The following is a 24,075-nucleotide window of genomic DNA, read 5'->3' as shown; positions in this document are numbered from 1 at the left end:
AAGAAATACCTGCAAATGTCTATTCTCTTTTCTCTTTTTAAGAAACTTTCTTTTTAACCGAGCCTCTGGTCTCTTCCGTATAAAGGAATAATTTCATAATCCGACATCATACGGGAAACCACTCTGTCAGAATAAAGTTCACGCAGATCCTTGAAGTTCAGATTGGTAGAAATAATCATTGTCTTTCTGGATAAAATCCGCTGATTTAATAAATTGAAAAAACGGGAAGCCGTAAAAGAATTGGAGAATTCCGTTCCCAAATCATCCAGAAGCAAAACATCGGCCTCCGTAATATACTCGTCCTCCATTCCCTCACGCATCAGCTTGGAAAAATACTGGAATAAACCGTCTGCAGTAAAATACAGCACGCTTACCCCCCTCTCCAAAAGAGCTTTCGCAATGCAGTGAAGAAAAAAGGTTTTTCCTGTCCCCGTTCCTCCCGTGAAAATGAAGTTCCCCTTATTCTCCGGATAATTCGTTGCATAAGCATAGAAATAATCTCGAATTTCTTTCATATACTCCCGCACCGTTTTATTTCCCGTTTGACTAAGACGTTCCAAGTTATCAAAGCGCTCCAGCTGAAAGCGGGAAAAATTCTCCCGCTCCAAAATCTCACCCATCTTGGACTGCTTATAAAGGAGTTCTCCTTGGAGTTTCATGAAGCACTGGCACTTTCGCCCCTCATAGACTCCGGTATCTTTACAAAGAGAACAGGTATAATGAGGTTCCAAATCAAACAGAGCATACCCCATCCTCTTTAAAGCTTCTTCCTTCCTGTCCCGAATCTTACGAATAGACGGACGAAGCGCCGCAATGGCTCCGGAGTCTCCCTCCTGCGCCTTTACAATAGCTGAAAGAGAAAGTCTGCGTAGCTCTTCGTCCAAAGCGGCATAGCCGGGTACATTATCCAACACTTCCTTTTCCTTTTCCAGAGCTTCCCTTTCCGCGGAAAATCTCCTGTCGGAAAGAATCTCCTGAATCTCATGGAATTGAACTGCACTTAATGCCATTCTTTATTGCCTCCCTGTTGCAAAATTTTTAATGCCTTCTGCTTTGCCAAGGAATCGTAATCTACTTCGCCCTGCGTAAAATTAAGGAAACGATTTGTCTTTTTCTCCGCATCTGTTCCTTGCTTTCCCTGACCTGCCTTCTGCCTCTTCATGCCCTTCGTTAATTCAAAATCCTTAATCAACTCCTGTGCCTGTTTCACTGTAGTGATGCCTTGCTCGCTCCAGTCCAAAGCCACTCTCTCTATATAGCGAGGACTGGTCTTTTGTATGCTGGCACAATAATCCAATAAAAACTCTATCAATTCCGAATCCATGGCCAGGTACTCCACCATATACTCAAACTTCTGCACATGGCTGCGCGTTACCCCGCCGGGCAATAAATGCTTTGCCACAAAGAGGATACCCTCAAACTCCTCTTCATCAATTTCCCGCTTCTTTTCCCCGGAAAGAAGGATGTCATCTTGATTTTTGGCACTAAAAAAAGAAGCCTTCATAAGATTCTGTTCCCTCTTCATTTCCAAGTTTGCTTCAGACAGTCTGGCTGCCTCCTCATTCCTGATTTCTTCCTCTACTACTCCTGTAGTTCCTTCCTTGAAGATTCCTTTCTTTTCCCAATAAGAAATGGCCCTTGTGATATCACGGTCGGTCAGATTCAGGGAATCAGCAACGGAATGAACCTTCATATTCTCTTTACAATGGCGAAGCAGATAAAGATATACGCGTACGTAATCTCCATTGGCTTCCGCTAAAAGCTCATCAATAAATGCATTGGGAACACAGGTAATGTCTGCCTGTATGCCCTCCTTAAACTGTATGTCCATGCCTTCCCTTTCCCTGTAAACTCCCTCTAGGAATTTGCTCGTTCAGCATCATAGCACAGGCAAAAAAACTCTTCAATGGTACTGCTCCACAAGTTTATCCACAGAACTTATCCACAACGATGTGGATAATGTGGGTTTCTTTTTCAAAATAATATGAAGTCCCGTATTTACAGGGGTTTTCACAATAATGGAGCCTGTGGAATCTTTGATTTATCCACATTTCATAGGTGGATTTCCAAAATATACAACAATATAAAAATTATTTTTTTCGACTTTTATTTTTTACTCTTATCATTAATCCGCTTTAAACTTTTTTATCCGTTAAGTAAGCTGTTTCAAACTGCAATTCCTCCCATTAGAACTATGCAGATAGAGCTTAGATGAAACAAGATTGCATATGCTTTTAGTACAATACTCGTTGTAAATAAAAATAGTATACTGCGCAAGCGATACACATTCAGAATAAAAAAAGCTGCTGACAGCACATGGCTGCCAACAGCATCATTTCAGTACAATATACAGCACTGCCTATTCTTTTTTTGCGCCTGGAATCTGTAATAAATGTTCTCCTACTTCCACAATATCGCCTGCCCCCATAGTAATGAGGAGATCTCCCTCTTGCAAGTGGGAAAGAATGAACTCCTCTATAGAGGGAAAGTCCGGAATATAATATACATTTGTATTCTGTGAAAGCATCAGTTTCCGAAGGTCATCCGAAGTCACTCCTACGGTATTCTTTTCTCTTGCCGCATAAATATCCGCCAGGATAATTTCATCCGCCTGTGATAAAGCCCCGGCAAAATCATCCATTAGAGCCAAAGTACGAGAGTATGTATGAGGTTGAAAGGCTACCCAGAGCTTTTTATGCGGATATTTTTTTGCGGTAGCAATAGTTGCCGCAATCTCCTGCGGGTGGTGGGCATAGTCATCAATAATGGTAAAACCGTTGACCTCTCCCTTTAACTGAAAACGTCGGTCTGTACCCGAAAACTCCATAAGTCCCTTCTTAATTGTCTCAAAAGGAATTCCGATGGCTCTTGCAACCGCAATAGCGGAAAGGGAATTATAGATATTATGCTCTCCTGTTACCCCCAAAGTCACCCGGCCTCTATCTTCTCCATTTTCAAAAAGAGTAAAACTTGGACGAGCAAAGTGGTCATAGGAAATGAAATTGGCCGTATAATCCGCATCTTGATGTCCAAAGGTAATAATCTTTCGTCCGGGCAGATCCTCCAGGAAAAACTCGGCATGCGGAATATCCTTATTAAAAATCAAGATTCCGTTCTCCGGGAGCTTTTCAATGAACTTTCTAAAGGAGGCGCGTATGTCATTAATATCCTTAAAGAAATCCAGATGGTCTTCTTCAACGTTCAGCACCACTTCAATGGTAGGAAAAAAAGACAAAAAAGAATTGGTATATTCGCAGGCTTCCGCTAGGAAAACATCAGATTTTCCTACTCTTAGGTTTCCGCCGATATCCTTCATCATACCGCCCACGGTAATGGTCGGATCCATCTGCGCTTCCATCAGAATCTCACCAATCATAGAAGTCGTCGTCGTTTTTCCGTGCGTACCCGAAACATTGATAGCCTCTTTATAATTCTTCATGATTCTGCCAAGAAGCTCTGCACGGCTCATCATAGGAATGTTCTGTCTTTTTACTTCCTGAAACTCCGGATTATCCTCTGAAATAGCTGCAGTATAAACACAAAGTTCAATCCCCGGAACTATATTTTCGCTTTTTTGCGGAAACTGAACGGAAATACCGAGAGACTCCAAGTGCTCTGTTAAGGGGGAGGCCTTCATGTCGGATCCGGACACCTTAAAGCCTCGGTCATGCAGAATTTCCGCAAGCCCGCTCATGGATATCCCTCCTATACCGATAAAATGCACCCACACAGGATGATCAAAATGAATATCGTACATAAATCCTCCTAAAACCCCTGTTATCCTAAATCCTTACTACAGAACACCGCCTTGAACATCGCGTTCTCCATAAAATGGTTCTACGCTACGTTCTGCCGGAAAATGCTGTCTTTCCGACTTTCTAAAGCCAAAAGCAAAATATTGCCCAAAACGCCTACAGCTAAAATTTCTCCAGCTCCTACCGTCGCAAATAAGAAATAGTATGCATCCGTTACGCCGTAAGCATACTGTAAGACAAATGGGATAATGATGGCATTTGCCAGAATCGGCGGAACACAGACAAGCCATTTGCTTACATTTCTCAACTGATAACTGCCAATCGCCGCAATCAAGGTTGCAAAAGTTCCGAAAACTACATCCGGCATTGCCGCCCCCGAAAAAAAGTTCCCCAGTAAGCAGCCAAGTGCGATTCCCGGAACAGCGGACAAGCTGAAAAAAGGAAGGATACAAAGGGCTTCCGCAATACGGAACTGGATTGCCCCGAAACTGATGGGCTTAAACAGAAGTACAAGCGCCACATACACAGCCGCAATCAACGCGACTTCCGTCATCATCTTTGTTCTTTTGTCTTGAAAATGCATTTTTTCTCCTTTAGTTTTGTTTTAAGTGTGGAAGGTCTCGAACACACTGATGGAAAGCAGGAAAGCTTGGAATTATCTATTCTTTTCGTTTAAATTGAATTCGCTCCCACTCCCGCTTCATTAACTAACAGAGTGTAGCATAAAAGATAAGAAGAAACAAGATTGTGTGCATTTCGTTGTAGCACAATGTGTGGGTTTCGCTGTAGTACAATATACACTTTTCACTGTAGTACAAATATGTGTATTTCGCTGTACTACATTATGCGTTTCATTATACTATTCTCGGAAAGCAAGACAGCTCTCCTTATATAATAAAACATGTCCTATAAGAAAAAACATGAACTATGTAACAAAAAAAGCGTAGCAGATTTAATTCTACTACGCTTAAGGGTGCTAACTTTTGTGAACCGGAGAACGTTTCGACCTCCGATATTTTCGACTGCAGAAAACGTTTTCCGTCTTAGAAATACATCCAAGCCTATAGTACCGCCTCCAGCTTTTGCTCTTGAATACCGTGCTTTTCCGCATAGCCGGTAAGAATCAGAGTCAGCGCACCGTCTCCTGTTACATTGCATGCTGTACCGAAGGAATCCTGCAAAGCAAAGATGGTAAGCATTAAAGCTGTTCCTGTACCGTCAAAGCCAAGCACACCGGTAATGAGTCCCAGAGATGCCATAACGGTTCCGCCCGGAACACCCGGGGCTCCGATTGCAAATACACCTAAGAGCAGGCAGAACAGAATCATCTTCTCGATAGAAGGAAACTCTCCATAGAGCATCTTGGATACTGCCATAACAAAGAAAGTTTCCGTCATAACGGAACCGCAAAGATGGATATTTGCAAAAAGAGGAATACCGAAGTCAACCATATCGTTACGGAGTGTCGGTACAGACTTTTTTGCACATTCCAGCGCCACGGAAAGAGTTGCCGCAGAAGACATCGTTCCTACCGCTGTCATATAAGCAGGCGGATAGTTCTTTATAATATTCATCGGATTCTTTCCGGAATATATGCCGGCAAGACTATAAAGCAAAGTCATCCAAATATAGTGGCCAACCATAACGATGATAATAATAATCAGGAAAATCGGGAGCTGCTTTGTAATGGTTCCTTCATAAGCCAAGGTACAGAATGTGGTTCCGATAAGAATCGGAAGTGCCGGAATAACAAAGCGTGTCACGATAGAAAGCACGATTTGCTGGAACTCTTCTAAAACGCCGGTAATTAATTTGGACTTATTCCATGCTGCAGAAAGACCTACTAAAACCGAGAAGAAGAGAGCCGACATAACAGGCATAATCTGCGGGATGGTAAGCTCAAAAACAACCTCGGGCAGCTCCTTTAGTCCGTCTACATCCGGGTTGATATTCAAGTGCGGTAAAATACCGTATCCTGCTACGGTTGCAAAAAATGCAGCTCCGATAGAAGAAACATAAGCCAGAATAAGGGCAACAATCAACATCCGGGAAGCATTGTTCCCGAGTCTTGTAATAGAAGGGGCAATAAAACCGATGATGATGAGCGGAACGCAGAAACTGATGAACTGTGCCACAATAAACTTCACAGTCACAACAATATTTAAGAGTGCCTGTCCGAAAGCCGACTGATCCATCGAGCTCAATGCCAGACCACAGGCAATACCCAAAGCCAATGCAACAAGTAGCTTAAACGGCAAACTGTGTATAAAACCTTGCTTTTCCATATATCCTCCTCCAAAATGATATACTTCGGGTAGGAAGAAATCTTCATTTTTCACAAAGCAAACAAGCTTCCTATCCCATGTTGTAGAAATAGTATAGCAAAAATAATGATTTTGTGTATAGTTCTTATGCGTTTCCTCCTGTTTTTACAGGCAAGAATCCACATCCACCTGGTCCGTCATAACATTTAATATTTCTCGGTCTGTAGAAAGCATGCCGACCTTTCCGATATAGCCGATGTTCTTAATCGTATTCTCAATATCCTCGTCAACAATTCCCTCTCCGCCATTAAAGCCTTGATCCTTCATACTCATAGAGTGTGCCAGAATTGCCGCATGTACTGAAGAAGCAATCTTTGCGGCACAGCTGGGTTTTGCTCCGTCACATACGATGCCGCCTACATTTCCAAGAGTATTGCTGATGGTTTTACCAATCTTATGATAGTCTCCGCCGCACATATAGGTAATTCCCGCACCGGCACCGCAGGATGCACTTACTGCACCGCAGAAGGCGGAAAGCGCTCCGATATAGTGTTTGATATACACCGATACCAAATTACTTACGATCAAGGAACGATATAACTTCTCCTTGGAAACCTCTAAGGACTTTGCATATTCCACAACCGGCATACTTACGGTAATACCCTGATTTCCCGAACCGGAATTAATCACAACAGGAAGGGGACATCCGCTCATTCTGGCATCGGATCCGGCAGCGGCTCTTGCACAGGCACAAGACTTTACATCATGTCCCCATGTCTCTAAAATGGTCTTTCCCACTCTGGCCCCCCATGCATTGTCCAATCCCTCTTGAGAAATCGCCATATTCATATCAATCTGCCTCTGTAATGTCGGAGCGACTTCGTCCAAATTCACCGTATCTGCATATTCAATAATCCCCTTAAGAGACATCAAGCTTCGGTCTCCGCCGGTGGAAAGCACATCCTGCTTATCTTCTCCGCCTTCCTTATATAGCACTTCTCCGTCCTTTTCCATAAGAACAATATTGGAGTGCTGATCTGCAATATCCAAGCGAACCTTATGATTCTCTCCGCTAACCTCAACACGAATATAAAGCTTTGGTACATCTTCTTCGAAGCCCACTTTACAGAAACCGGTATTAACCAAAGATTTACACTTTTCTCTATCCGCATCTGTTACGGTACTCAAAACCTCCAGCTTCTTATCTGCGTCCCCTCCAAGAACACCAAGAATAGCAGCGACCTGCATTCCCTTCTGTCCACCGGAATTCGGAACGGTAACCGCTTTTACATTTTTGATAATATTTCCCGAACAGCACAAGTCTATGTGCTTGACCTCTTCAGATAACAGTTTTCTCGCCGATGCCGCTGCATACGCAATCGCAATCGGCTCCGTACAGCCCATAGCCGGTACCAGTTCATGCTCTAAAATCTCTGTATAATTCTTTATTAATCTCTCTTCCATACTATTTCTCTCCTTTATAACGACCGAAATTAGGCTCTTTAGCTAATCATATCAGTAATGCTATCAATAGTCACTATACCAATATTCTGAAAATATCTTTTATTTTTTGTGCATTTTTAAAAAAGAGTACCAATGCGTATATTGGCACTCTTTTCTTAACTCGATATCGAAAAGCTCATCTGATCCATTTTTTACTTGGGAAAATGCAAATTATTTCGATATCCGCTGTACTCCCCGAAATCCTTCAAGTCTTCTTCCAAGAACTTGACCGCCTGTTCCACATCTCCCTTATGTAACGCGGAAACAATATCCACATGATGCGCCGTATCCATCGAAAAAAGAATTTCCTTTTCCTTCTTCCAATAATACTGTGAATATGCCCTCTTTAAACGCCCCATACAATTTTCCAGCTGTTCCACAATAAAATGATTGTGACTTATAGAAATTAGGCGAAGATGAAACTCCGTATTATGTTTCCAATGTGTCATGGCATCCGTTTCGTTATCATTGCAGGCACTGTTAATCGCTTCTAGCTCTTGGAAATCCTGCTCCGTCATTTCGTTTCCGCACTCTCTCAGCACCCCTCGTTCCAAAATAAAACGAAAGGCCAGCATATCGTAAATATCATCCTTACTGTAGCGCACTACCTCATAGCCGTAACGCGGGATATTTTTCAGCACACCGTCTGCACACAGCGCCATAAGAGCCTCTCGAACAGGAGACTTACTGCAATGGTGCTTCTCCACTAGAGCTTTCTCGTTTAGGATATCTCCCGAACCTATATTTCCCTGAAAGATATCCTCCAATATTGCCTGATATACTTGATCTTTAAGACTTTTTTCCATTTCACTCCCCTGATTATCCCTTGCTCCATTCTCTCTTCTATGACAAAGAACAGAATCTTCTTCTCTATATTTCACCATTCCTTTTCCAAAGCATAAAGATACCATAAGGCCTCTTAACTTGTATACTCTTTTCCCTCGACTCGCTTTTTCTCTTGTTCTCTGCTATGCTGTATATATCATATTATACAGAAAGGAAATTTATGAATATTTATGATCGCTACATCTTTCGAACCGCTACCGTTGCAGACACGAAGGAACTGGCGGATATAGAAAAAATTTGTTTCCCGGAAAACGAATTGTGCTCTTATGAGAATATGAAAGACCGTGTAGACCATGCGGCAGAAGACTTTTTGATTGCCTATGACCAGGTCAATCGAAAAATCGCCGGTTATTTAAGCGGAATTCATTCCAGCTCGGAAGCATTTTTGGATGCTTTCTTTACCAATGCTTCTTTACAGGAAGACAATGCCAAAAATTGTTATCTCTTGAGTCTGGAGGTTCGTCCGGAATATCGAGGAAGAGGAATTGCCTCCCAACTTATGAATCGCTACCAGGACAAAGAAAAGGCGCGCGGCACGGAAAGGATTTATCTCACCTGCCATGAACATCTGATTCCTTTTTATGAGGCATTTGGCTACGAGCACATCGGCCCTTCCCCTTCTACATGGGGAGGAGAGCCCTGGGAAGATATGGTTTTTTATCTCTAAAAAACAGGGAAAGGGAAGTATCGTTTCTTTTCCCTAGTTTTTCTTTCTTTTTCCTGCAGTTTTCTCTTTTTTCTCCTGCTTTCCGGCCATATCATCTACAATTTTTTCCATAAGTTGCTTTTTTAGATAAACATCAAAGGCCAAAAGACTTAAGTAAAAGAAATTTCTAAGCTCTTCTCGTTCTTCTTCAGAGAGCTCTTGGAAACTTGGATCCTTTTCGGAGAAGGAACTCTGTGCCTTTTCGTAACGCGCTTTTACATCCTCCATCACATTCTGCATTTCCACATTTGCATAGGAGAATATCTCTTCATAAATATCCTTTAATTGCGGTTTTTTTCTGCTGTTAAAATAGTTTTCATTGAGCGGACGAAGAATCGTTGCAATATCGGAAAGACTTAACATACTTTTGTAATAGTAAATAAAAAGTAGAATCAGCATATGATTCTTGCTGTATCGCTTTCCTGCAGGGGGCGGCAGAATCTTATTTTTGGCATAATTATTAATCATGGTCTTGGTCAATGCCTTATCCTCTGCATACCGTCTCATAGGAGCAAGATGCTCCTCCATAAAACCGGTCACCTGATCCATATAAAGATCCAAGGAGGGAAGCTGAGATGCATGAACATGATGTAGATTTTTCAAATATTCGATTAATTCATTCAGTAATTTTTCGTCCATAGAAAAAAGTATAGCATAGAATTTTTTTCCTTTACAGCCGAAAATTTTAGATTTTCCTTCTCTTTCAGAGGCAATCCTCGATTTTCTATTCACTGAAAAAATGGTACAATAGTGAGCCGACTATAGGAAAGCATAGAATCTTTTAATCTTATGAAACAGCTGCACTTTCATTCCTATTTTCCCTATACTCCATCCACTTTCAAGGAGGTCCCATGGACTTAAATGCAATTTTAAATAAAGAACAAGTAGAAGCTGTGCAAAGAACGGAAGGCCCTCTTTTGGTCCTTGCCGGTGCAGGATCGGGAAAAACCCGCGTCTTAACACATAGAATCGCTTATCTGATACAAGAAAAGGGGGTTTTCCCCTCCCATATTTTGGCGATAACCTTCACCAATAAAGCCGCAGCCGAAATGCGGGAGAGGGTGGAAAAGCTCCTTCCGGGAGAAGGAAACAGCGTGTGGGTCTCCACCTTCCACAGTATGTGTCTCCGCATTCTCCGTAGAGAAATCGAACATCTGGGATATGATCGGGATTTTTCCATTTATGATACGGACGACCAGAGAACCCTGATGCGACAAATTTTAAAAGAGCTGAAAATCGACAGTAAAACGCTTCGGGAGCGAGCGGTTCTCTCTCAGATATCGCAAACAAAGAACCGAGGCGGAAACGCGGAGGACTACCTTTCCGAATCGGACGGAGATTATCTTAGCAAACTCATTTACCAATGTTTCAAGCGTTATGAGGAGAAGCTGAAAGAAAATAATGCTCTGGACTTTGATGATCTTTTGTTAAAAACCTTGGAGCTTTTTGAGCGCTTTCCCGAGGTCCTTTTACAGTATCAGGAGCGTTTTCGCTATATTCTTGTGGACGAGTATCAGGACACCAATGATGTGCAGTTTCGTCTGATTTACTCGCTTGCCAAGAAGTATAGCAATATCTGTGTGGTGGGAGATGACGATCAGAGTATTTACCGTTTTAGGGGCGCAAATCTTGAAAATATTCTGTCCTTTGAAGCGGAATTTCCGGGATGCCACACGATCAAGCTGGAGCAAAATTATCGTTCCACCTCGCCGATTCTGCATCTTGCGAACACGGTCATTCAGGAAAATACGCGCAGAAAGGCAAAAAAACTCTGGACGAAAAAAACGGAGGGGAAGGAAATCCTCTTTCAGGAATATGAAACTGCAGAGGAAGAAGCAAGAGAAGTCATCCGGCATATCCGAGGCGAAAACCGCTTCTATAAAGACTTCGCAATCCTCTACCGTACGAACGCCCAGTCCCGTCTCTTTGAGGAGCAGTGCATTGCATGGAACATTCCTTATCAGATTGTGGGTGGAGTGAACTTCTATCAGCGAAGAGAAATTAAGGATCTCCTCGCCTATATGAAGATTATGGTGAACCCAAAGGACGATGTCGCCTTCGAACGAATCATCAATGTACCGAAGCGCGGAATCGGAAATGCCAGCATAGAAAAACTTCGGCAGTATGGACTTCAGATCGGCGGATTCTCTCTTATAGAAACAGTCCCCTTTGCCAAGGCGGCCGGCCTCTCCGGAAAAGCTCTCTCGGAAATCGATAAATTCAGTCAAATGATAGAAAGCTGGAAGCAAGAAGAACTCGGAAAGCTTATCGAGCGAATCCTTGACGAAACAGGCTATGAGACGGAGCTTCTTTCGGAAGGAGCCATCGAAGCCGAAAGCCGTATGGAAAACATCCGAGAGCTGGAAGGAAAGCTTCTTTCCTATATTCAGGAAAATGGAGAAGAAGCGAGTCTTGCCGCCTTCCTAGAAGAAGTCTCCCTCCTTTCCGACCTCGATAGAAGTGACCTTACAGAAGATAAAATCACGCTCATGACTCTGCACGGGGCAAAGGGCTTGGAATTTCCGGTCGTATTTTTGGTGGGCCTTAGTGACGGACTCTTCCCAAGCGCACTAAGCCTTGGAGACGACGAAGAAATCGAGGAAGAAAGACGACTTTGCTATGTCGGAATTACCCGTGCGGAGGAAGAACTCTACCTAAGCTCCGCGAAAAATCGAATGGTGAATGGACAAACACAGTATTTTAAAATCAGTCGCTTCTTTGAGGATATTCCCAACGAACTTTTGAAAAAGAATCTGCTCTACCGGCCGAAACGCTCCGAGGAAGAGCTTTTCTTGGAAAATAGCGGAAAATCCTACTATAACAGTTATTTAAAAAATGCCGAAAGTTCCATTTCGTCTTACCTCGGAAGGAGTGGAGAAGGCGGCTACGGAGCAAAAGGCTACAGCGGAGGCTCTTACGAAAGACAAGAAAGAGGCTTCGGAAAAGGTCAAAGCGCAGATGCCCCGAAATACGGTAGCCTGGACACACTAAAGCAGTCCGGTCTCCTCCAAAAAGGCTTTTCTTCCCTCGGAAAGACGAAGCCCGCCTATCAGGAAGGCGATCGGGTAAAGCACACAAAGTTTGGAGAAGGAAGCGTTTTGAAAATCGAAGAAGATGTAAAGGACTATTTGGTAACCGTACTGTTCGACAGTGCAGGGCAGAAAAAAATGATGGCAGGCTTTGCAAAGCTCGAAAAGCTATGATGCATAAAACTTTGATGAATAAAGCTTTGATGCATCACAAGTATTGTGTGTAAGTTTTATACCTCCTTCCCCATCTACTTACATTTAGAAAGGAAATAGGAAAAACAGGAAAGGAAATAGGAAAAACAAGAAAGGAAATAAGAAATGAACATCCCAAAAGACCCAATGATTTTACTGAGCTTTGTAAACACGAAGCTTCGGGACGAATACAGTACTTTAGAAGAGTTTTGCAAGGGGCACGATCTGGATGTCGAGTCCCTGAAAAAGAAGCTGGAAGAAATCGGCTTTGAGTACAATGCAGAGCTGAAACAATTCGAATAAAGCATAAGTTAAATAAAGCAAATGTTCAGCAGAACAAAACAATTGAAAGAGCAAAAGTAGTTTATTGCTTTTGCTTTTGCACTATACTGTCACCGGTAAACAAGATGTCTCAGGCTTCGCCTGCGCCACTTGTTAAGAATTAAAGTAAAATAGTAAGGAGAAAATGATGCGTTGTTTAGTACAAAGAGTGCTTTCCGCCTCGGTTTCCGTAGAAGGAAAGACAATAGGCAGTATAGAAAAGGGCTATCTTGTCCTTCTTGGCGTAAAAAATACGGATACGGAAGCAGTTGCCGATAAAATGTTGAAAAAAATTTTGGATGCCCGTCTCTTTGAAGACGAAAACGGAAAAACGAATCTTTCCATACGGGATATTTCCGGCTCACTCCTTATCGTCAGTCAGTTTACCCTCTATGCAGACACCAAAAAAGGGAATCGTCCCAGCTTTATCCAAGCCGGTGACCCCGCGCACGCAAATGCTCTCTACGAATATTTTCTGAAGAAGGCCGAAGAAGCGGGAATTCACACCGAGCACGGAGAATTCGGTGCGGACATGAAAGTAAGCCTTATAAATGACGGGCCGTTTACCATTATGTATGACAGTGATGCTATGTAACATACTATATAAAATACTACCTAAGATACTACTATGTAAGGACTACATTATTATCCGATTCTGCATAAGACCGAATTCGACGGGCATCGCTCACAGGACATGCGATACTCGTTAAAAATAAGAATCTGCTTAGTAAAACAAAGAGAGCAATGGGCATCCAAACCCATTGCTCTCTTAAGTATACTTATTCTACAACCTTAATTCCTTCCGCAAGGGAAACTCTGGCCTTTAACGAGGTACTGTAACTTACTTCTACAGTCTTCCCCTTATTCGATTCGACTTCTTGCGTCAATGCATCATTTCCATCCGTAGTAAAACGGAAGCTGTGACTATCATCGGACTTCAAAGTAAATACATCTCCGTCAATACTCTCAATCGTACCTTTTACCTTCAGGTGATCTGCATCTTCTCCTTCTAAAGCATCCTCTGTAATAGTGTAGAATGCTACGGGATTATTACTTAGCTCTCCAAGGTAATATACGCTGATTTCTCCGCCTACCTTTAATCCGCCTTGTGTTAAATCGATTTCAAAGCTCGGTCTTTGGAAGGTAACGGTGTCCCCGTACTTCTTCCCCTCTGTATCCTCACCGTCCAGTGCGGCTTCACGGAAATCCGGAATCTCTTTTACAGTGATACTGCTGTCATTGATTGCGGTAATCTCTCCGTATAAGTTTTGCTCGTCATTGAAATCTTCTGTAGTAAACTCATACGGTACGGAAACGGTAACGGATTTAACCGTCATGCCATCCTGTGGCTCTGTTCCTTCATAGCTGATTTCTACTTCATCTCCCGGCATAAGTTCCCAAGTCTTATCTAAAGTAGCACCATTTACATCAAAAGTAAGAACTTTACCATCTCCTGTCTCTACACTCAGTTTTCCATTATCCAGCTTCTGCACGGTGGCGCTTAAACTGTTCTCCGATAAAGCCTCGGAGCTGGGTTCTTCCTGTGCCGTCTGACTGCTCTTTGTATCCGTTTTCTTCCCACAAGCAGCGGCAAAAAGCATAAGTCCAAAAATAGCAATCCATAGTGTTTTTTTCATATAAATCCCTCCTCACTTCATTGCTACTTATACTAGCATGAAGTGTATAAAAAAAATTGTGCCTTTTTCTGTATAATTTCTTAAAGAATACCACATATTTTGATTCTTAACGAGTCTATTCCGTAAATCCTGCGTAGTCTTGTCCGGACTTTTCCGCCCTATTGGAAAATGAGAAACAATCTTTCTTCCATCCCAATAACTTCTCTTTCCCGTTAGCCATTAGTCTTCCTCATAAAAACGATAATCCTTTATTTCGTCCGGCAAATACTGCTGCTCTACGAAGTGCCCCAGATAGTCATGAGGATATTTATAGCCTACGCCTCTTCCGAGCTGTTCATGCCCGCTGTAATGCGCGTCTCTAAGATAAGAAGGAATCTCCAAATTCCCCTTCTTTCTGACTACATCACTTGCCGCAAAAATCGCCTTCACCGCGGCATTGGACTTCTTTGCCGTCGCAATATAGCATGCCGCCTGAGTAAGAATAATCTGTGCCTCCGGCATGCCTACCCGCTCCACCGCAAGGGAAGCGTTCACGGCAAGAATAAGTGCCTGCGGGTCGGCATTTCCCACATCCTCCGAAGCGCAAATCATTATTCTTCTTGCGATAAAACGAATGTCCTCTCCGGACTCAAGCATCTTCGCAAGATAATACACCGTAGCATCGGGGTCACTTCCCCGCATGGACTTAATAAAGGCGGAAATCGTGTCGTAATGCTCCGAACTGTCATCATAGCGAAGAATCTTCTTTTGCATACATTCGCCGATATTTTCTTTACCAAGGCGAATAACACCGTCAGAATCGGGATTCGTACTGAGAACGGCAAGCTCCAGTGTATTTAAAAGCACTCTGGCATCGCCCGATGCATTTTCCAGTAAAAATTCCTTCCCTTCCTCCGAAAGGCTAGTCCGAAAACTCCCGAGCCCCCTCTTCTTATCCGACAATGCCTCATCCGTAAGACGCGACAAAGCCTCTTTAGATAAGGGTTTTAGTTCAAAGAGGCGGGAGCGGGAAAGCAAGGCGGAATTCACCTCAAAATAAGGATTCTCGGTTGTCGCCCCAATGAGAATCACGGTTCCGTCTTCCACATAGGGAAGCAAATAATCCTGTTGTGCCTTATTAAAGCGATGAATCTCGTCTACAAAGAGTATGGTTTTTCTGCCGTAGCCTCCCAGATTCTCCTTTGCACGGCTCACCGCTTCTTCCATATCCTTTTTTCCGGCGGTAGTCGCATTGATTTGGATGAATTCCGCCTTCGTATGGTTGGCAATGAGCTTCGCAAGAGAGGTTTTTCCCGTTCCCGGCGGACCGAAAAAAAGGAGAGATTGCAGCTGGTCTGCACGAATTAAGCGGGAAAGCAATTTATTTTCCCCGATAATATGCTCCTGACCGACAAACTCTTCCAGCGTTCCGGGACGCATCCGAACTGCCAAAGGCGCCATTTTCTCTTGATTTTTCTCTGCCTGATAGCTAAATAAATCCATCTCTCCCCTTCACATTTCTATTCAGAAGCCGTATAACCGCGCTCTCCCCTTCTGCTCTCTGTCCTTCTACTCTTTATGCTTCTACCCTCTATCTATCTTCTCTCTGTCCTTCTTCTACTGCCAGGTAATAGGCTTCGTTCTGTCCGGAATGATTTCAATCCAGTAGCCGTCCGGATCTTCAATAAAATAAATGCCCATACCGTGATTTTCAAAACAGATACAGCCCATCTTTTCGTGAAGTGCATGGGCTGCCCCGATATCCTCCGTTCGAAGCGCGAGGTGATACTCCTGCTCCCCGAGATCATAGGGCTCTTTTCTATCCTTCATATAGGTCAGTTCCAGACGGAAGTCCGTAGAATCATCTCCCAAAAACACGATAATAAAGTCATCCCGTTCATTTCTGCTAAGCTCATGCAAATTCAAAGCTTCTGCATAAAACTTCATACTTCTTTCCAAATCCAGTACATTAAAGTTAAAGTGGTTAAATGAGAATGGGCTCATTGTTTCTCCTTTCCTTTTCCGGTGCCCCTGTGGGACATTTTCTTTCTCTATGATAATGCTTTTTCCCGCATTCAGCAATGCCCGCAGAAAAGACCGCAGAGTGTCCGCGGAGTGCTCTGTGCCTTCATGAGCTTCGTCTTATTTGATTTCTCGGAATAACACGAATAGCAGCACTGACACCGTAAGCAATGATTTCACAGAAAAAAAAAGAGAGGAGTGTACCGACTCCCAAAAGTTAGACGAAAAATCTAACGATTGGAGGTCGGTACACTCATCCATCCGAGCGCTTTTTTCTTTAGGGTATTTTTACTCCCTTTTTAATCTTAGCAGTTGGTGCCGGAAAAGCGCCGTTCTCCTACTTCTCCGCAAGGATAAATTGGAAATACCGTAAGCAGGCATAAATCGTAAATACTGCTGCAATAATCGTCTCCACTAAAACCACGGGCTGTAAAAAAGCAACATTCATGCCCATCTTTGTCAGTACCGCAAAGCACTGCTTCGTCGCAATGGCGGAAATTACAAAGGGGAAGGTGAAAGCCGCATAGCTCGGGTAGAAGGGGAAGCGCAGGAACTGTATGCTCTTAAAGAGGGCAAACAGGTAAATCACGGAAGTCGCCACCAGTAAGAACAGGACAAAGCTCTTATTCTTCTCCGGAAAAGCCTGAATATAGCCTGCCGTGCAGAGCGCCATCGGTGCCGCATAAATCATCATCAGCGGCTTTGCAGGATCCGGCACCGGAAGCTTCACATAGCGCTTTGTAACAACACAAAGCAGAATCAGTAAAGCGACAAAACCAAAATAAAAGGCAGCCTGCCCGTAAGCGAAGGTCTTATATGCCGGTGTGGTCAGGGATGCCACAACAATCCCGACATAAACGATATACCATACGGTATGCACATTTTTCTCTTCGAAATGAAGGATATAAGTCTTCGTAAAGTAGAGAATCAACACAATGTGGATTGCATTCGCAAAAACCCAAAGCGGGAAAGAAATTCCCGGAATAAAGGGCTTCACATATACGGAAAACAGCATGAGCGCCATGGGAAAGGTTGCAAAAACGCCCGCCCCGATGGGGGTAGAAAGTTCTTCCTTTACCGCATTCGGGAAAAGAATGAGCTTCAGGAGAAGGAGAATTAGAATCACAAAGGCAACACAGCCAAAAAGCAAACGGATACCTTCTCCATAACTTTGTAACAAATTACCAAGTGCCGCCATACCGAGCATCACGCCCGAGAAGGCAAAGGGGATTTTTTTTATTTTTTCCATGCTAATGACAGCTCCTTATACTGCTTTTACTTCGTGTACAGGGGGAAGGAAGGGTGCTTCCAAGCCTTGAATCGGCTCCGCATCTACATTCTTAACGCCCAGCTCTCGGCAAAGAATCTCGGCAACCTTTCCTGCGCAAAGTCCGGTAAAGGCGATACACTGCTTTTTGTGCTCTCCTTCCGCCATTTCAAAGCCTCTGGTAAGAACACGACAGCAAGCGGCATGCTTTGCATTTGCCTCTCTAAACCAGTCATGAAGTTCCTTGGAAAGTGCCATAAGAGCATTCACTTTCGGATCCTTCGGGCCGTCCGGTGTCGTTCTTCCGAAGAACATACCAAGGGCAAGGATTCCTCCGTTTAGTGCGCCGCACATACAGCCGGAACGACCTGCTCCGATAGACATACCGGAAGACATCGCAATAACGGACTCGGGTACATCCGCCTGGAAAGCATCGCGAATAGCTTTCATCACTGCCTCACAGCAGAAAAATCCGCCGGCATAAAGCTCTTCCGCATTCTTTAAAACGGCATGAGGGCTCACCTCTTTTGCGTGATATGTAATAATAGACTCCATCATAAGTGCTCCTTTCGTACTTTCTTATTTCCTGACCAAATAAGAAAATTGATAAATATAAAACGACCAACGTTCCCCATTATATCGGTTATCTTAAAATCATTCCAATTGATGATTCTTATGATTTGCTTCATTTATTAATCTTCTCTATTAAACTTAAAATGTTATAAGTTTTTTGTTCTCTAAAAAAGAATAGAATTTCATCCTTTGATTTAAAAAGAAAGTCTTTCATTCCTACTTTTCCTTATTTTTATGCAGCAAAAAGCCCGGCGTTTCCGTCGGGCTTTCTGCTGTATAGAGTAGTAAGGGTCGATTAAACCTGTTCGCCAATTTTAAGTCCGAATCTTCCAATTCGGTCAAGAGTATTCTACCCCATTAATCTATTTAGGTCAAGATATTTTATGAATTAATTTGGCACTTTGCATATTTTTTTAATAAAAATCTTTTGCAATTTGCATATTTTGCATAAATTCTATTTATACTATCTATTCCCTACTTCTGATAACATAAAAGAACCTGTCTCTTTTGTGCTTAGCCCTTCCTCTTTTTAAGGAAAAAATTCTTCCCAAAAAGACTTGCGGAAAAGGAGATTAAGCTAAGTGCAAAAAGAACTCCATAAAGCTTCATGGCTGCTTTATCTTCCGTCTTTGTAGCAGCTCTTCCCTTTACAGCAGGTCTGCTCTCTCCGAGAACTTCACCCTTTCTTTCCGGATTATCTTCCATAGGACGACTCGCACCAAGAACCTTACCCGGCTCATCCGGTGTAGAGGGAGGAGGTGTTCCCGGATCCTTGGGTGTATTACCGGAAGGCGTTTTGGGGGTATTTCCGCCACCCCCCGGATTGTTCGGTGTATTTCCGCCACCGCCCGGATTGTTCGGCTTTTCCTTTGTATTTACGAAGACGTTCTTGTAGCCGTTATTCTCTTCATCGGCTCTACTTGCTGTATAACCGGATAAATTCTCCTCTGTTACCGTGTATTTGATTTCCTTTCCGGCATCATCATACTTCGGCATATCAAAGGTATACTGCCATCCATTTTGTGCCGTTAAGTAGGCGGAAGAAACACGCACACTGCCCGCATAGAGCTGCACGGTTAAGCCAAGCGGATGTTCTCCGCTTCCTTTCCAGATTTTCGTCACAGGGATAGCCACACGGTCTCCGGTATAGTTTGTGATGGTAAATCCCGTATCTTGCGTTCCGGAAATAGCAGGCTTGTAGTCCTGAAGATTCTCCTCGGCAACAGTGTATGTAATCTGCGCGCCGGAAGCATCCTTCTTTGGGAGATTGGAGAAGGACGCCTTCCATCCATTCTCTTCAGAGAGTTCCTGTACCTTATTGGTCTTTTCTCCATTTTCTACAAGATAAACCTTTACCTTGTTCGGCTTCTGTACAGTAGAATTACCCTGAATCCACTTTTTATCCACCAATACACTTCTAGTTTCCGGCTTCGCTTCATTCGCTTTTTTATTAACAAAGAACTTAGTTACCGTAGCATTTCCCGCAGCAGATCTCTTTAACTCTTCTTTATCAATCTGCTGTTCCTGTTCGTCCAAAACATAGCCTGTAGGTGCCTTGATTTCCTTAATTACATAGTCTGCCAAAACGGCATTTTCTAATGTGGCAATACCGTCTGCATTTGTGACTACAGTTTTCTTAACCTTTGTTCTTTTATTTTCAATGGTAAACTCCGCACCGGAAAGAGCTTGTCTTTCTTCATTTCTCTTCTCAATGCGAAGTGTGAAACCTGTACCGTTTAAATTACCTCCGGAATACTGTACAGGAACTTCTCTTTCATGTGTCCCCATACTGATGCTGTCCCCTGTGATAGAAGCATCATTACGATACACCGTACCGTCTTGAGGAACTTCGTTGACTTCCACATAATACTGTAGCTCGAAGCCTTCTTCAACGTTCAAGTCCCCTACTCTATAATCAAAGGCTCTTTTTCCATCTTTATACTTCAGCGGAACTCTGTCTCCTCTTGCAGGAAGGGCATTATTGTCAACATCTTGCAGCGCCCACTTTGGACCGCGGTTTGCCCCATCATCTGTTGCAGGATGAAATACATAATCCTCATCGCGATAACCGGATCTCCATACGCCTCTTACCAGTGTAGGATAAAAGCGATCCGCATCAGACGCATTTTTCCAGTTCATGGAATGATCGGGGTCACTCGGATCCACATAGCTGAAAACATCACTGATTAATTTATCATGGATCTCTATATTGGTGAACTTTTCAGAAACTGTTCCTACTTTCGTAAGCCTTCTTCCGTTTACCTGAATAAAAAAGTGAACTAAATAATGAATTGTTCCTTCTTTATCCTCATATTGTTCAATAGAGCCGCCATAATTTTTCCAGAAGTTGGGCTCCTCGTCCAGTCCTATCCCCTGATAATTCAGTTGAATGGAAAAAGTACGTCCGTTGAATGGAATATTAATCGGCACTTGTTTCGCTGTATCCCCTTCAGACTGATTAACACGAACAAGAAAGGTGAATTCTCCATCGGCTCCGCTATAGTTCTCTGCATTCTCTGTGAATATAATTTTCAACTGCTTTGTCGTACTGTCATAATGCGCATTGGCCATAACCTGACCGGCATCATTTTTAATTTCCGTATCTTCACTTACGGCTGCCAGACTGCCCGGAAGCTGAACAACGGCATAGTCCCCATTATTTACCGTCTTTCCGCTTACTGCGAGCTTAATCTTCAACGCAAAATCGGTGTTGGCATAAATCTTTGTGTTTTCATCGATTGGATTACCATTCAGTGTCATCCTAATATTCTGAATCACATCCGATCTTTCAACCCCTGTCCCCACGAGGCTTGCTGCTCTCGCCATAGTCAAAATATCTGTCGAATCTGCGGAGTTAGATAAGGAAGCCTCCTCCAAATCGTTCTCCGTATCCTCCGGATTTACACCTGTAATCTCTGTTCTGTTACCCTCTTCCTCTACCGCGGAAGAAGATAAGGAAATACTGCTTTCCGGTGTGGGGGAGACATTTTCCGCATTGACAACAGAAAATCCCTGCCAAAAAATGACGACAGAAAGCAACAATGCCAGCAAGTTTCGTTTTGCTTTCATTCTTTTTCTTCTCCTTTTTCTGAATCTGCATCTACATCTACATTTACAAGGCGTTATTCTAACATAAATATTTTTATTTAAAAACATAAATTTTAACCGGGAATAGAATTTTTTTACTCTCCTTTTCTAATACTTCCTTTAATCAGAGAGCTTTCTCAATTCCGTTCCCGGTTAATTTTAACGATTTTTAGATGCATTGCTTTTTAGAATCCGGAAGAATGCGCCTTTCAAGGATTCATAAAGTACTTTCAAGAGTGGGTTATAAAGACTTCACTTCCGCCTTCAATTCTCCGTTTTCCAGTACAATTTCGATTTTATCGCCTTCTTTTACCTTGTCTTCCAAGATGCACTTTGCGGCAAGGGTTTCCACATGCTTTTGCATATAACGCTTTAAGGGTCTTGCTCCAAAGCCCGGCTCATACGCATTTTCCAAAATGAAATCCAGGGCCTCTTTCGCAATCTCAATGTGCAGTCTCTTATCCTGCAAACGCTTATTGATGTCCTTTAAAACAAGATCAGCAATTCGCTCCATATCCTTCTGCACAAGCGGCTTAAAGAGGATAATCTCGTCCAGACGGTTCAGGAACTCCGGTCTAAAGTGCGCATGCAAGGCATCCGTAACCTCTTTCCGCACCTCTTCCGGAATCGTACCGTCTTCTTTGATGCCGTCCAGAAGACTCTGTGCCCCGATATTCGAGGTCAGGATAATAATCGTGTTCTTAAAGTCTATGGTTCTACCCTGAGAGTCCGTAATTCGCCCGTCATCCAGCACCTGTAAGAGAATGTTGAAAACATCGGGATGGGCTTTCTCGATTTCATCAAAAAGCACTACGGCATAGGGCTTTCTTCTTACCGCTTCCGTAAGCTGTCCGCCCTCTTCATAGCCTACATAGCCGGGAGCCGCACCGATAAGACGGGATACGGAATATTTCTCCATGTACTCCGACATATCGATTCTGACCATGGCATTTTCATCATCGAAAAGGTTCTGCGCAAGGGACTTCGCAAGCTCGGTCTTTCCCACACCGGTAGGTCCTAAGAAGAGGAAGGAGCCGATCGGCTTCGTAGGATCCTTTATACCCGCCTTCGAACGAAGAATGGCTTCGCAAACCTTCTCTACCGCTTCTTCCTGCCCGATGAGTCTCTTGTGGATTTCCTCGTCAAGGTGCAATACCTTCGAACGCTCGGATTCATTCAGCTTTGTTACGGGAATGCCTGTCCAACGGCTGATGATTCTCGCAATTTCTTCCTCCGTGACCTTATCATGCACAAGCGTACTGTTTTCTTCCTTTTGCGCCAGCGCTTCCGCCTCTTCCAGTTCCTTTTCCACCTGCGGCAAATCCTGATACTGCAACTTGGAAGCCTTCTCGTACTCTCCCTTTTGCATTGCAATATTGATTTCCGCCTGCAAATCGTTCTTCTTTTCTCTTAAAGTCTGCAGCTTGGAAACGGCATTTTTCTCATTTTCCCACTGCGCCTTTTGGACATTAAACTTATCGCGAAGTTCGGAAAGCTCTTTTTGCAGTGTTGTAAGTCTTTCCTTCGAAAGCTGGTCGTCCTCTTTTTTCAGCGCAAGCTCTTCAATCTGAAGCTGCATAATCTTTCTCTGCTGCTCGTCCATTTCTTCCGGCATGGAATCCATTTCCGTCTTGATCATGGCACAGGCCTCGTCCACAAGGTCTATTGCTTTATCCGGCAGGAAACGGTCGGAAATGTAACGGTCGGAAAGCGTCGCCGCCGCAACGAGTGCGGTATCCGTGATTTTTACGCCGTGGAAGACTTCATAGCGCTCCTTGATACCTCTTAAGATGGAAATGGTATCTTCCACCGTCGGCTCGTCCACCATAACCGGCTGGAAACGACGTTCAAGAGCGGCGTCCTTTTCAATGTATTTTCTATATTCATCGAGGGTTGTTGCACCGATACAGTGCAGCTCGCCTCTGGCAAGAAGCGGCTTCAAAAGGTTTCCGGCGTCCATGGAACCCTCGGTTTTTCCCGCGCCGACGATATTGTGGATTTCATCGATAAAGAGGATAATCTCGCCTTCGGACTTTGTGACGTCATCCAGAACTGCCTTCAGTCTTTCTTCAAACTCTCCTCTATACTTTGCACCGGCAATGAGAGAGCCCATATCGAGCGCAAAGATTTTCTTATTTTTCAAAGATTCGGGTACATCACCCTTCGCAATTCGCTGTGCAAGTCCCTCTACCGCTGCCGTCTTTCCGACACCGGGTTCTCCGATTAAACAGGGGTTATTCTTCTGCTTTCGGGAGAGGATTCGGATAATGTTTCGGATTTCTTCATCTCTTCCGATAATGGGATCGAACTTCTGCTGACTTGCTCTTTCGACCATTTCATAGCCGTATTTATTTAAGGCGTCATAAGTGCCTTCCGGGTTGTCCGTCATAACTTTCTGATTTCCCCGGACGGAGGAGAGCGCAGAAAGGAACTTCTCCTTTGTGATACCGAACTCTTTAAACAGCTCCCGAATCGTCTTGTCCCCGTCCTTTAGGAGTGCGAGAAAAATATGCTCCACGGACACATATTCATCGCCCATAGCTTTCGCATGGTCTTCCGCATTCATGACAATCTTATTCGCATCCTGCGAAAAGTACTGCTGGCCTCCGGAAACCTTGGGGAGCGCATTGATTCTCTCTTCCACCGCCCTAGTAAAGCTATCCGGCGAAATGCCCATTTTCTGTAGAAGCTTCGCAATCAGGCTGTCCTCCACTTCGAGAAGGCTTAAGAGCAAATGCACCTGCTCCAGTGCCTGATTCCCGTGATCCATCGCAATCTTCTGGCTGTTGTTGATACTTTCTACCGACTTTTGTGTAAAACGATTTATATTCATACTCACTACCTCACTTTTTCACTAAGATAATCCTATTATAAACGTATTGTTAGCACTGTCA

Annotated in this window: 19 protein-coding genes; 4 read left to right on the top strand and 15 right to left on the bottom strand. The window is 43.5% G+C overall.

Annotation, left to right across the window (positions count from 1 at the left end; all coding sequences use genetic code 11):
* Positions 1–53: 53 nt before the first annotated feature.
* From HMPREF9625_RS00495 to HMPREF9625_RS00465, 7 genes are all read right to left on the bottom strand, one after another.
* Positions 54–1,010 (bottom strand): ATP-binding protein, encoded by a 957-nt coding sequence (locus HMPREF9625_RS00495; RefSeq protein ID WP_009535242.1) that lies wholly within the window; start codon positions 1,008–1,010, stop codon positions 54–56.
* Positions 1,001–1,831, bottom strand: a complete 831-nt coding sequence (locus HMPREF9625_RS00490; RefSeq protein WP_009535243.1) for a DnaD domain-containing protein — start codon at positions 1,829–1,831, stop codon at positions 1,001–1,003. The genes HMPREF9625_RS00495 and HMPREF9625_RS00490 overlap by 10 nt, the downstream gene beginning before the upstream one ends.
* Positions 1,832–2,359: 528 nt before the next feature.
* A complete protein-coding gene (murC, locus tag HMPREF9625_RS00485) occupies positions 2,360–3,757 on the bottom strand; it encodes a UDP-N-acetylmuramate--L-alanine ligase (protein WP_009535244.1) in 1,398 nt (465 codons plus the stop codon).
* An 80-nt stretch (positions 3,758–3,837) separates the two neighbouring features.
* Positions 3,838–4,338, bottom strand: coding sequence for a QueT transporter family protein (locus HMPREF9625_RS00480; RefSeq protein ID WP_009535245.1), 501 nt, complete (start codon positions 4,336–4,338; stop codon positions 3,838–3,840).
* A 478-nt stretch (positions 4,339–4,816) separates the two neighbouring features.
* Positions 4,817–6,040: a dicarboxylate/amino acid:cation symporter gene (locus HMPREF9625_RS00475; RefSeq protein ID WP_009535246.1), complete on the bottom strand. Its 1,224-nt coding sequence runs from the start codon at positions 6,038–6,040 to the stop codon at positions 4,817–4,819.
* A 144-nt stretch (positions 6,041–6,184) separates the two neighbouring features.
* On the bottom strand, positions 6,185–7,483 hold the full coding sequence (locus HMPREF9625_RS00470) for an L-cysteine desulfidase family protein (protein ID WP_009535247.1): 1,299 nt from the start codon (positions 7,481–7,483) through the stop codon (positions 6,185–6,187).
* A gap of 191 nt (positions 7,484–7,674) precedes the next feature.
* Positions 7,675–8,433: a GntR family transcriptional regulator gene (locus HMPREF9625_RS00465; protein WP_009535248.1), complete on the bottom strand. Its 759-nt coding sequence runs from the start codon at positions 8,431–8,433 to the stop codon at positions 7,675–7,677.
* 95 nt (positions 8,434–8,528) lie between these two features.
* Here HMPREF9625_RS00465 and HMPREF9625_RS00460 point away from each other — a divergent pair, with 95 nt between their 5' ends.
* On the top strand, positions 8,529–9,035 hold the full coding sequence (locus tag HMPREF9625_RS00460) for a GNAT family N-acetyltransferase (protein WP_009535249.1): 507 nt from the start codon (positions 8,529–8,531) through the stop codon (positions 9,033–9,035).
* Between the two features lie 33 nt (positions 9,036–9,068).
* Here the strand turns inward: HMPREF9625_RS00460 and HMPREF9625_RS00455 are convergent, their stop codons facing one another.
* A complete protein-coding gene (locus HMPREF9625_RS00455) occupies positions 9,069–9,713 on the bottom strand; it encodes a DUF1836 domain-containing protein (RefSeq protein ID WP_009535250.1) in 645 nt (214 codons plus the stop codon).
* A gap of 212 nt (positions 9,714–9,925) precedes the next feature.
* On the opposite strand from HMPREF9625_RS00455, the gene HMPREF9625_RS00450 reads away from it, so the two are divergent.
* The 3 genes from HMPREF9625_RS00450 to dtd all read left to right on the top strand — a co-directional run bounded on the left by HMPREF9625_RS00450 (position 9,926) and on the right by dtd (position 13,211).
* Positions 9,926–12,277 (top strand): ATP-dependent helicase, encoded by a 2,352-nt coding sequence (locus tag HMPREF9625_RS00450; RefSeq protein ID WP_009535251.1) that lies wholly within the window; start codon positions 9,926–9,928, stop codon positions 12,275–12,277.
* Between the two features lie 144 nt (positions 12,278–12,421).
* Positions 12,422–12,598 carry a DUF4250 domain-containing protein gene (locus HMPREF9625_RS11025; protein ID WP_009535252.1) on the top strand — a complete coding sequence of 59 codons (177 nt, stop codon included), beginning with the start codon at positions 12,422–12,424 and terminating at the stop codon, positions 12,596–12,598.
* Between the two features lie 166 nt (positions 12,599–12,764).
* Positions 12,765–13,211 carry a D-aminoacyl-tRNA deacylase gene (dtd, locus tag HMPREF9625_RS00445; protein WP_009535253.1) on the top strand — a complete coding sequence of 149 codons (447 nt, stop codon included), beginning with the start codon at positions 12,765–12,767 and terminating at the stop codon, positions 13,209–13,211.
* Between the two features lie 184 nt (positions 13,212–13,395).
* Here the strand turns inward: dtd and HMPREF9625_RS00440 are convergent, their stop codons facing one another.
* The 7 genes from HMPREF9625_RS00440 to clpB form a co-directional block, all read right to left on the bottom strand.
* Positions 13,396–14,253, bottom strand: coding sequence for a hypothetical protein (locus tag HMPREF9625_RS00440; protein ID WP_009535254.1), 858 nt, complete (start codon positions 14,251–14,253; stop codon positions 13,396–13,398).
* Between the two features lie 219 nt (positions 14,254–14,472).
* Positions 14,473–15,735: a replication-associated recombination protein A gene (locus tag HMPREF9625_RS00435; protein ID WP_009535256.1), complete on the bottom strand. Its 1,263-nt coding sequence runs from the start codon at positions 15,733–15,735 to the stop codon at positions 14,473–14,475.
* Positions 15,736–15,849: 114 nt separating this feature from the next.
* Positions 15,850–16,236: a VOC family protein gene (locus HMPREF9625_RS00430; RefSeq protein WP_009535257.1), complete on the bottom strand. Its 387-nt coding sequence runs from the start codon at positions 16,234–16,236 to the stop codon at positions 15,850–15,852.
* A 355-nt stretch (positions 16,237–16,591) separates the two neighbouring features.
* The gene (locus HMPREF9625_RS00425) at positions 16,592–17,503 is read right to left on the bottom strand and encodes a TDT family transporter (RefSeq protein WP_009535258.1); all 912 of its coding nucleotides are present in this window, start codon (positions 17,501–17,503) and stop codon (positions 16,592–16,594) included.
* Positions 17,504–17,518: 15 nt separating this feature from the next.
* Positions 17,519–18,076 carry a C-GCAxxG-C-C family protein gene (locus tag HMPREF9625_RS00420; RefSeq protein ID WP_195891282.1) on the bottom strand — a complete coding sequence of 186 codons (558 nt, stop codon included), beginning with the start codon at positions 18,074–18,076 and terminating at the stop codon, positions 17,519–17,521.
* A 531-nt stretch (positions 18,077–18,607) separates the two neighbouring features.
* On the bottom strand, positions 18,608–21,163 hold the full coding sequence (locus HMPREF9625_RS00415; protein ID WP_009535260.1) for a Cna B-type domain-containing protein: 2,556 nt from the start codon (positions 21,161–21,163) through the stop codon (positions 18,608–18,610).
* Between the two features lie 259 nt (positions 21,164–21,422).
* Complete coding sequence (gene clpB / locus HMPREF9625_RS00410; protein ID WP_009535261.1) at positions 21,423–24,014, bottom strand: ATP-dependent chaperone ClpB; 2,592 nt, start codon at positions 24,012–24,014, stop codon at positions 21,423–21,425.
* Positions 24,015–24,075 lie beyond the last annotated feature (61 nt).

The sequence above is a fragment of the Oribacterium parvum ACB1 genome (assembly GCF_000238055.2).
GTDB classification, from domain to species: domain Bacteria; phylum Bacillota; class Clostridia; order Lachnospirales; family Lachnospiraceae; genus Oribacterium; species Oribacterium parvum.
Note: the sequence above shows the minus strand (reverse complement) of the source record. Positions and strands in the feature narration are given on the sequence as shown.

What these genes read in the sequence shown, in the direction of transcription:
- HMPREF9625_RS00495 (WP_009535242.1), bottom strand. Translation starts at nt 1,010, where the DNA reads ATGGCATTAAGTGCAGTTCAATTCCATGAGATTCAGGAGATTCTTTCC.
- HMPREF9625_RS00490 (WP_009535243.1), bottom strand. Translation starts at nt 1,831, where the DNA reads ATGGACATACAGTTTAAGGAGGGCATACAGGCAGACATTACCTGTGTT.
- murC (WP_009535244.1), bottom strand. Translation starts at nt 3,757, where the DNA reads ATGTACGATATTCATTTTGATCATCCTGTGTGGGTGCATTTTATCGGT.
- HMPREF9625_RS00480 (WP_009535245.1), bottom strand. Translation starts at nt 4,338, where the DNA reads ATGCATTTTCAAGACAAAAGAACAAAGATGATGACGGAAGTCGCGTTG.
- HMPREF9625_RS00475 (WP_009535246.1), bottom strand. Translation starts at nt 6,040, where the DNA reads ATGGAAAAGCAAGGTTTTATACACAGTTTGCCGTTTAAGCTACTTGTT.
- HMPREF9625_RS00470 (WP_009535247.1), bottom strand. Translation starts at nt 7,483, where the DNA reads ATGGAAGAGAGATTAATAAAGAATTATACAGAGATTTTAGAGCATGAA.
- HMPREF9625_RS00465 (WP_009535248.1), bottom strand. Translation starts at nt 8,433, where the DNA reads ATGGTATCTTTATGCTTTGGAAAAGGAATGGTGAAATATAGAGAAGAA.
- HMPREF9625_RS00460 (WP_009535249.1), top strand. Translation starts at nt 8,529, where the DNA reads ATGAATATTTATGATCGCTACATCTTTCGAACCGCTACCGTTGCAGAC.
- HMPREF9625_RS00455 (WP_009535250.1), bottom strand. Translation starts at nt 9,713, where the DNA reads ATGGACGAAAAATTACTGAATGAATTAATCGAATATTTGAAAAATCTA.
- HMPREF9625_RS00450 (WP_009535251.1), top strand. Translation starts at nt 9,926, where the DNA reads ATGGACTTAAATGCAATTTTAAATAAAGAACAAGTAGAAGCTGTGCAA.
- HMPREF9625_RS11025 (WP_009535252.1), top strand. Translation starts at nt 12,422, where the DNA reads ATGAACATCCCAAAAGACCCAATGATTTTACTGAGCTTTGTAAACACG.
- dtd (WP_009535253.1), top strand. Translation starts at nt 12,765, where the DNA reads ATGCGTTGTTTAGTACAAAGAGTGCTTTCCGCCTCGGTTTCCGTAGAA.
- HMPREF9625_RS00440 (WP_009535254.1), bottom strand. Translation starts at nt 14,253, where the DNA reads ATGAAAAAAACACTATGGATTGCTATTTTTGGACTTATGCTTTTTGCC.
- HMPREF9625_RS00435 (WP_009535256.1), bottom strand. Translation starts at nt 15,735, where the DNA reads ATGGATTTATTTAGCTATCAGGCAGAGAAAAATCAAGAGAAAATGGCG.
- HMPREF9625_RS00430 (WP_009535257.1), bottom strand. Translation starts at nt 16,236, where the DNA reads ATGAGCCCATTCTCATTTAACCACTTTAACTTTAATGTACTGGATTTG.
- HMPREF9625_RS00425 (WP_009535258.1), bottom strand. Translation starts at nt 17,503, where the DNA reads ATGGAAAAAATAAAAAAAATCCCCTTTGCCTTCTCGGGCGTGATGCTC.
- HMPREF9625_RS00420 (WP_195891282.1), bottom strand. Translation starts at nt 18,076, where the DNA reads ATGGAGTCTATTATTACATATCACGCAAAAGAGGTGAGCCCTCATGCC.
- HMPREF9625_RS00415 (WP_009535260.1), bottom strand. Translation starts at nt 21,163, where the DNA reads ATGAAAGCAAAACGAAACTTGCTGGCATTGTTGCTTTCTGTCGTCATT.
- clpB (WP_009535261.1), bottom strand. Translation starts at nt 24,014, where the DNA reads ATGAATATAAATCGTTTTACACAAAAGTCGGTAGAAAGTATCAACAAC.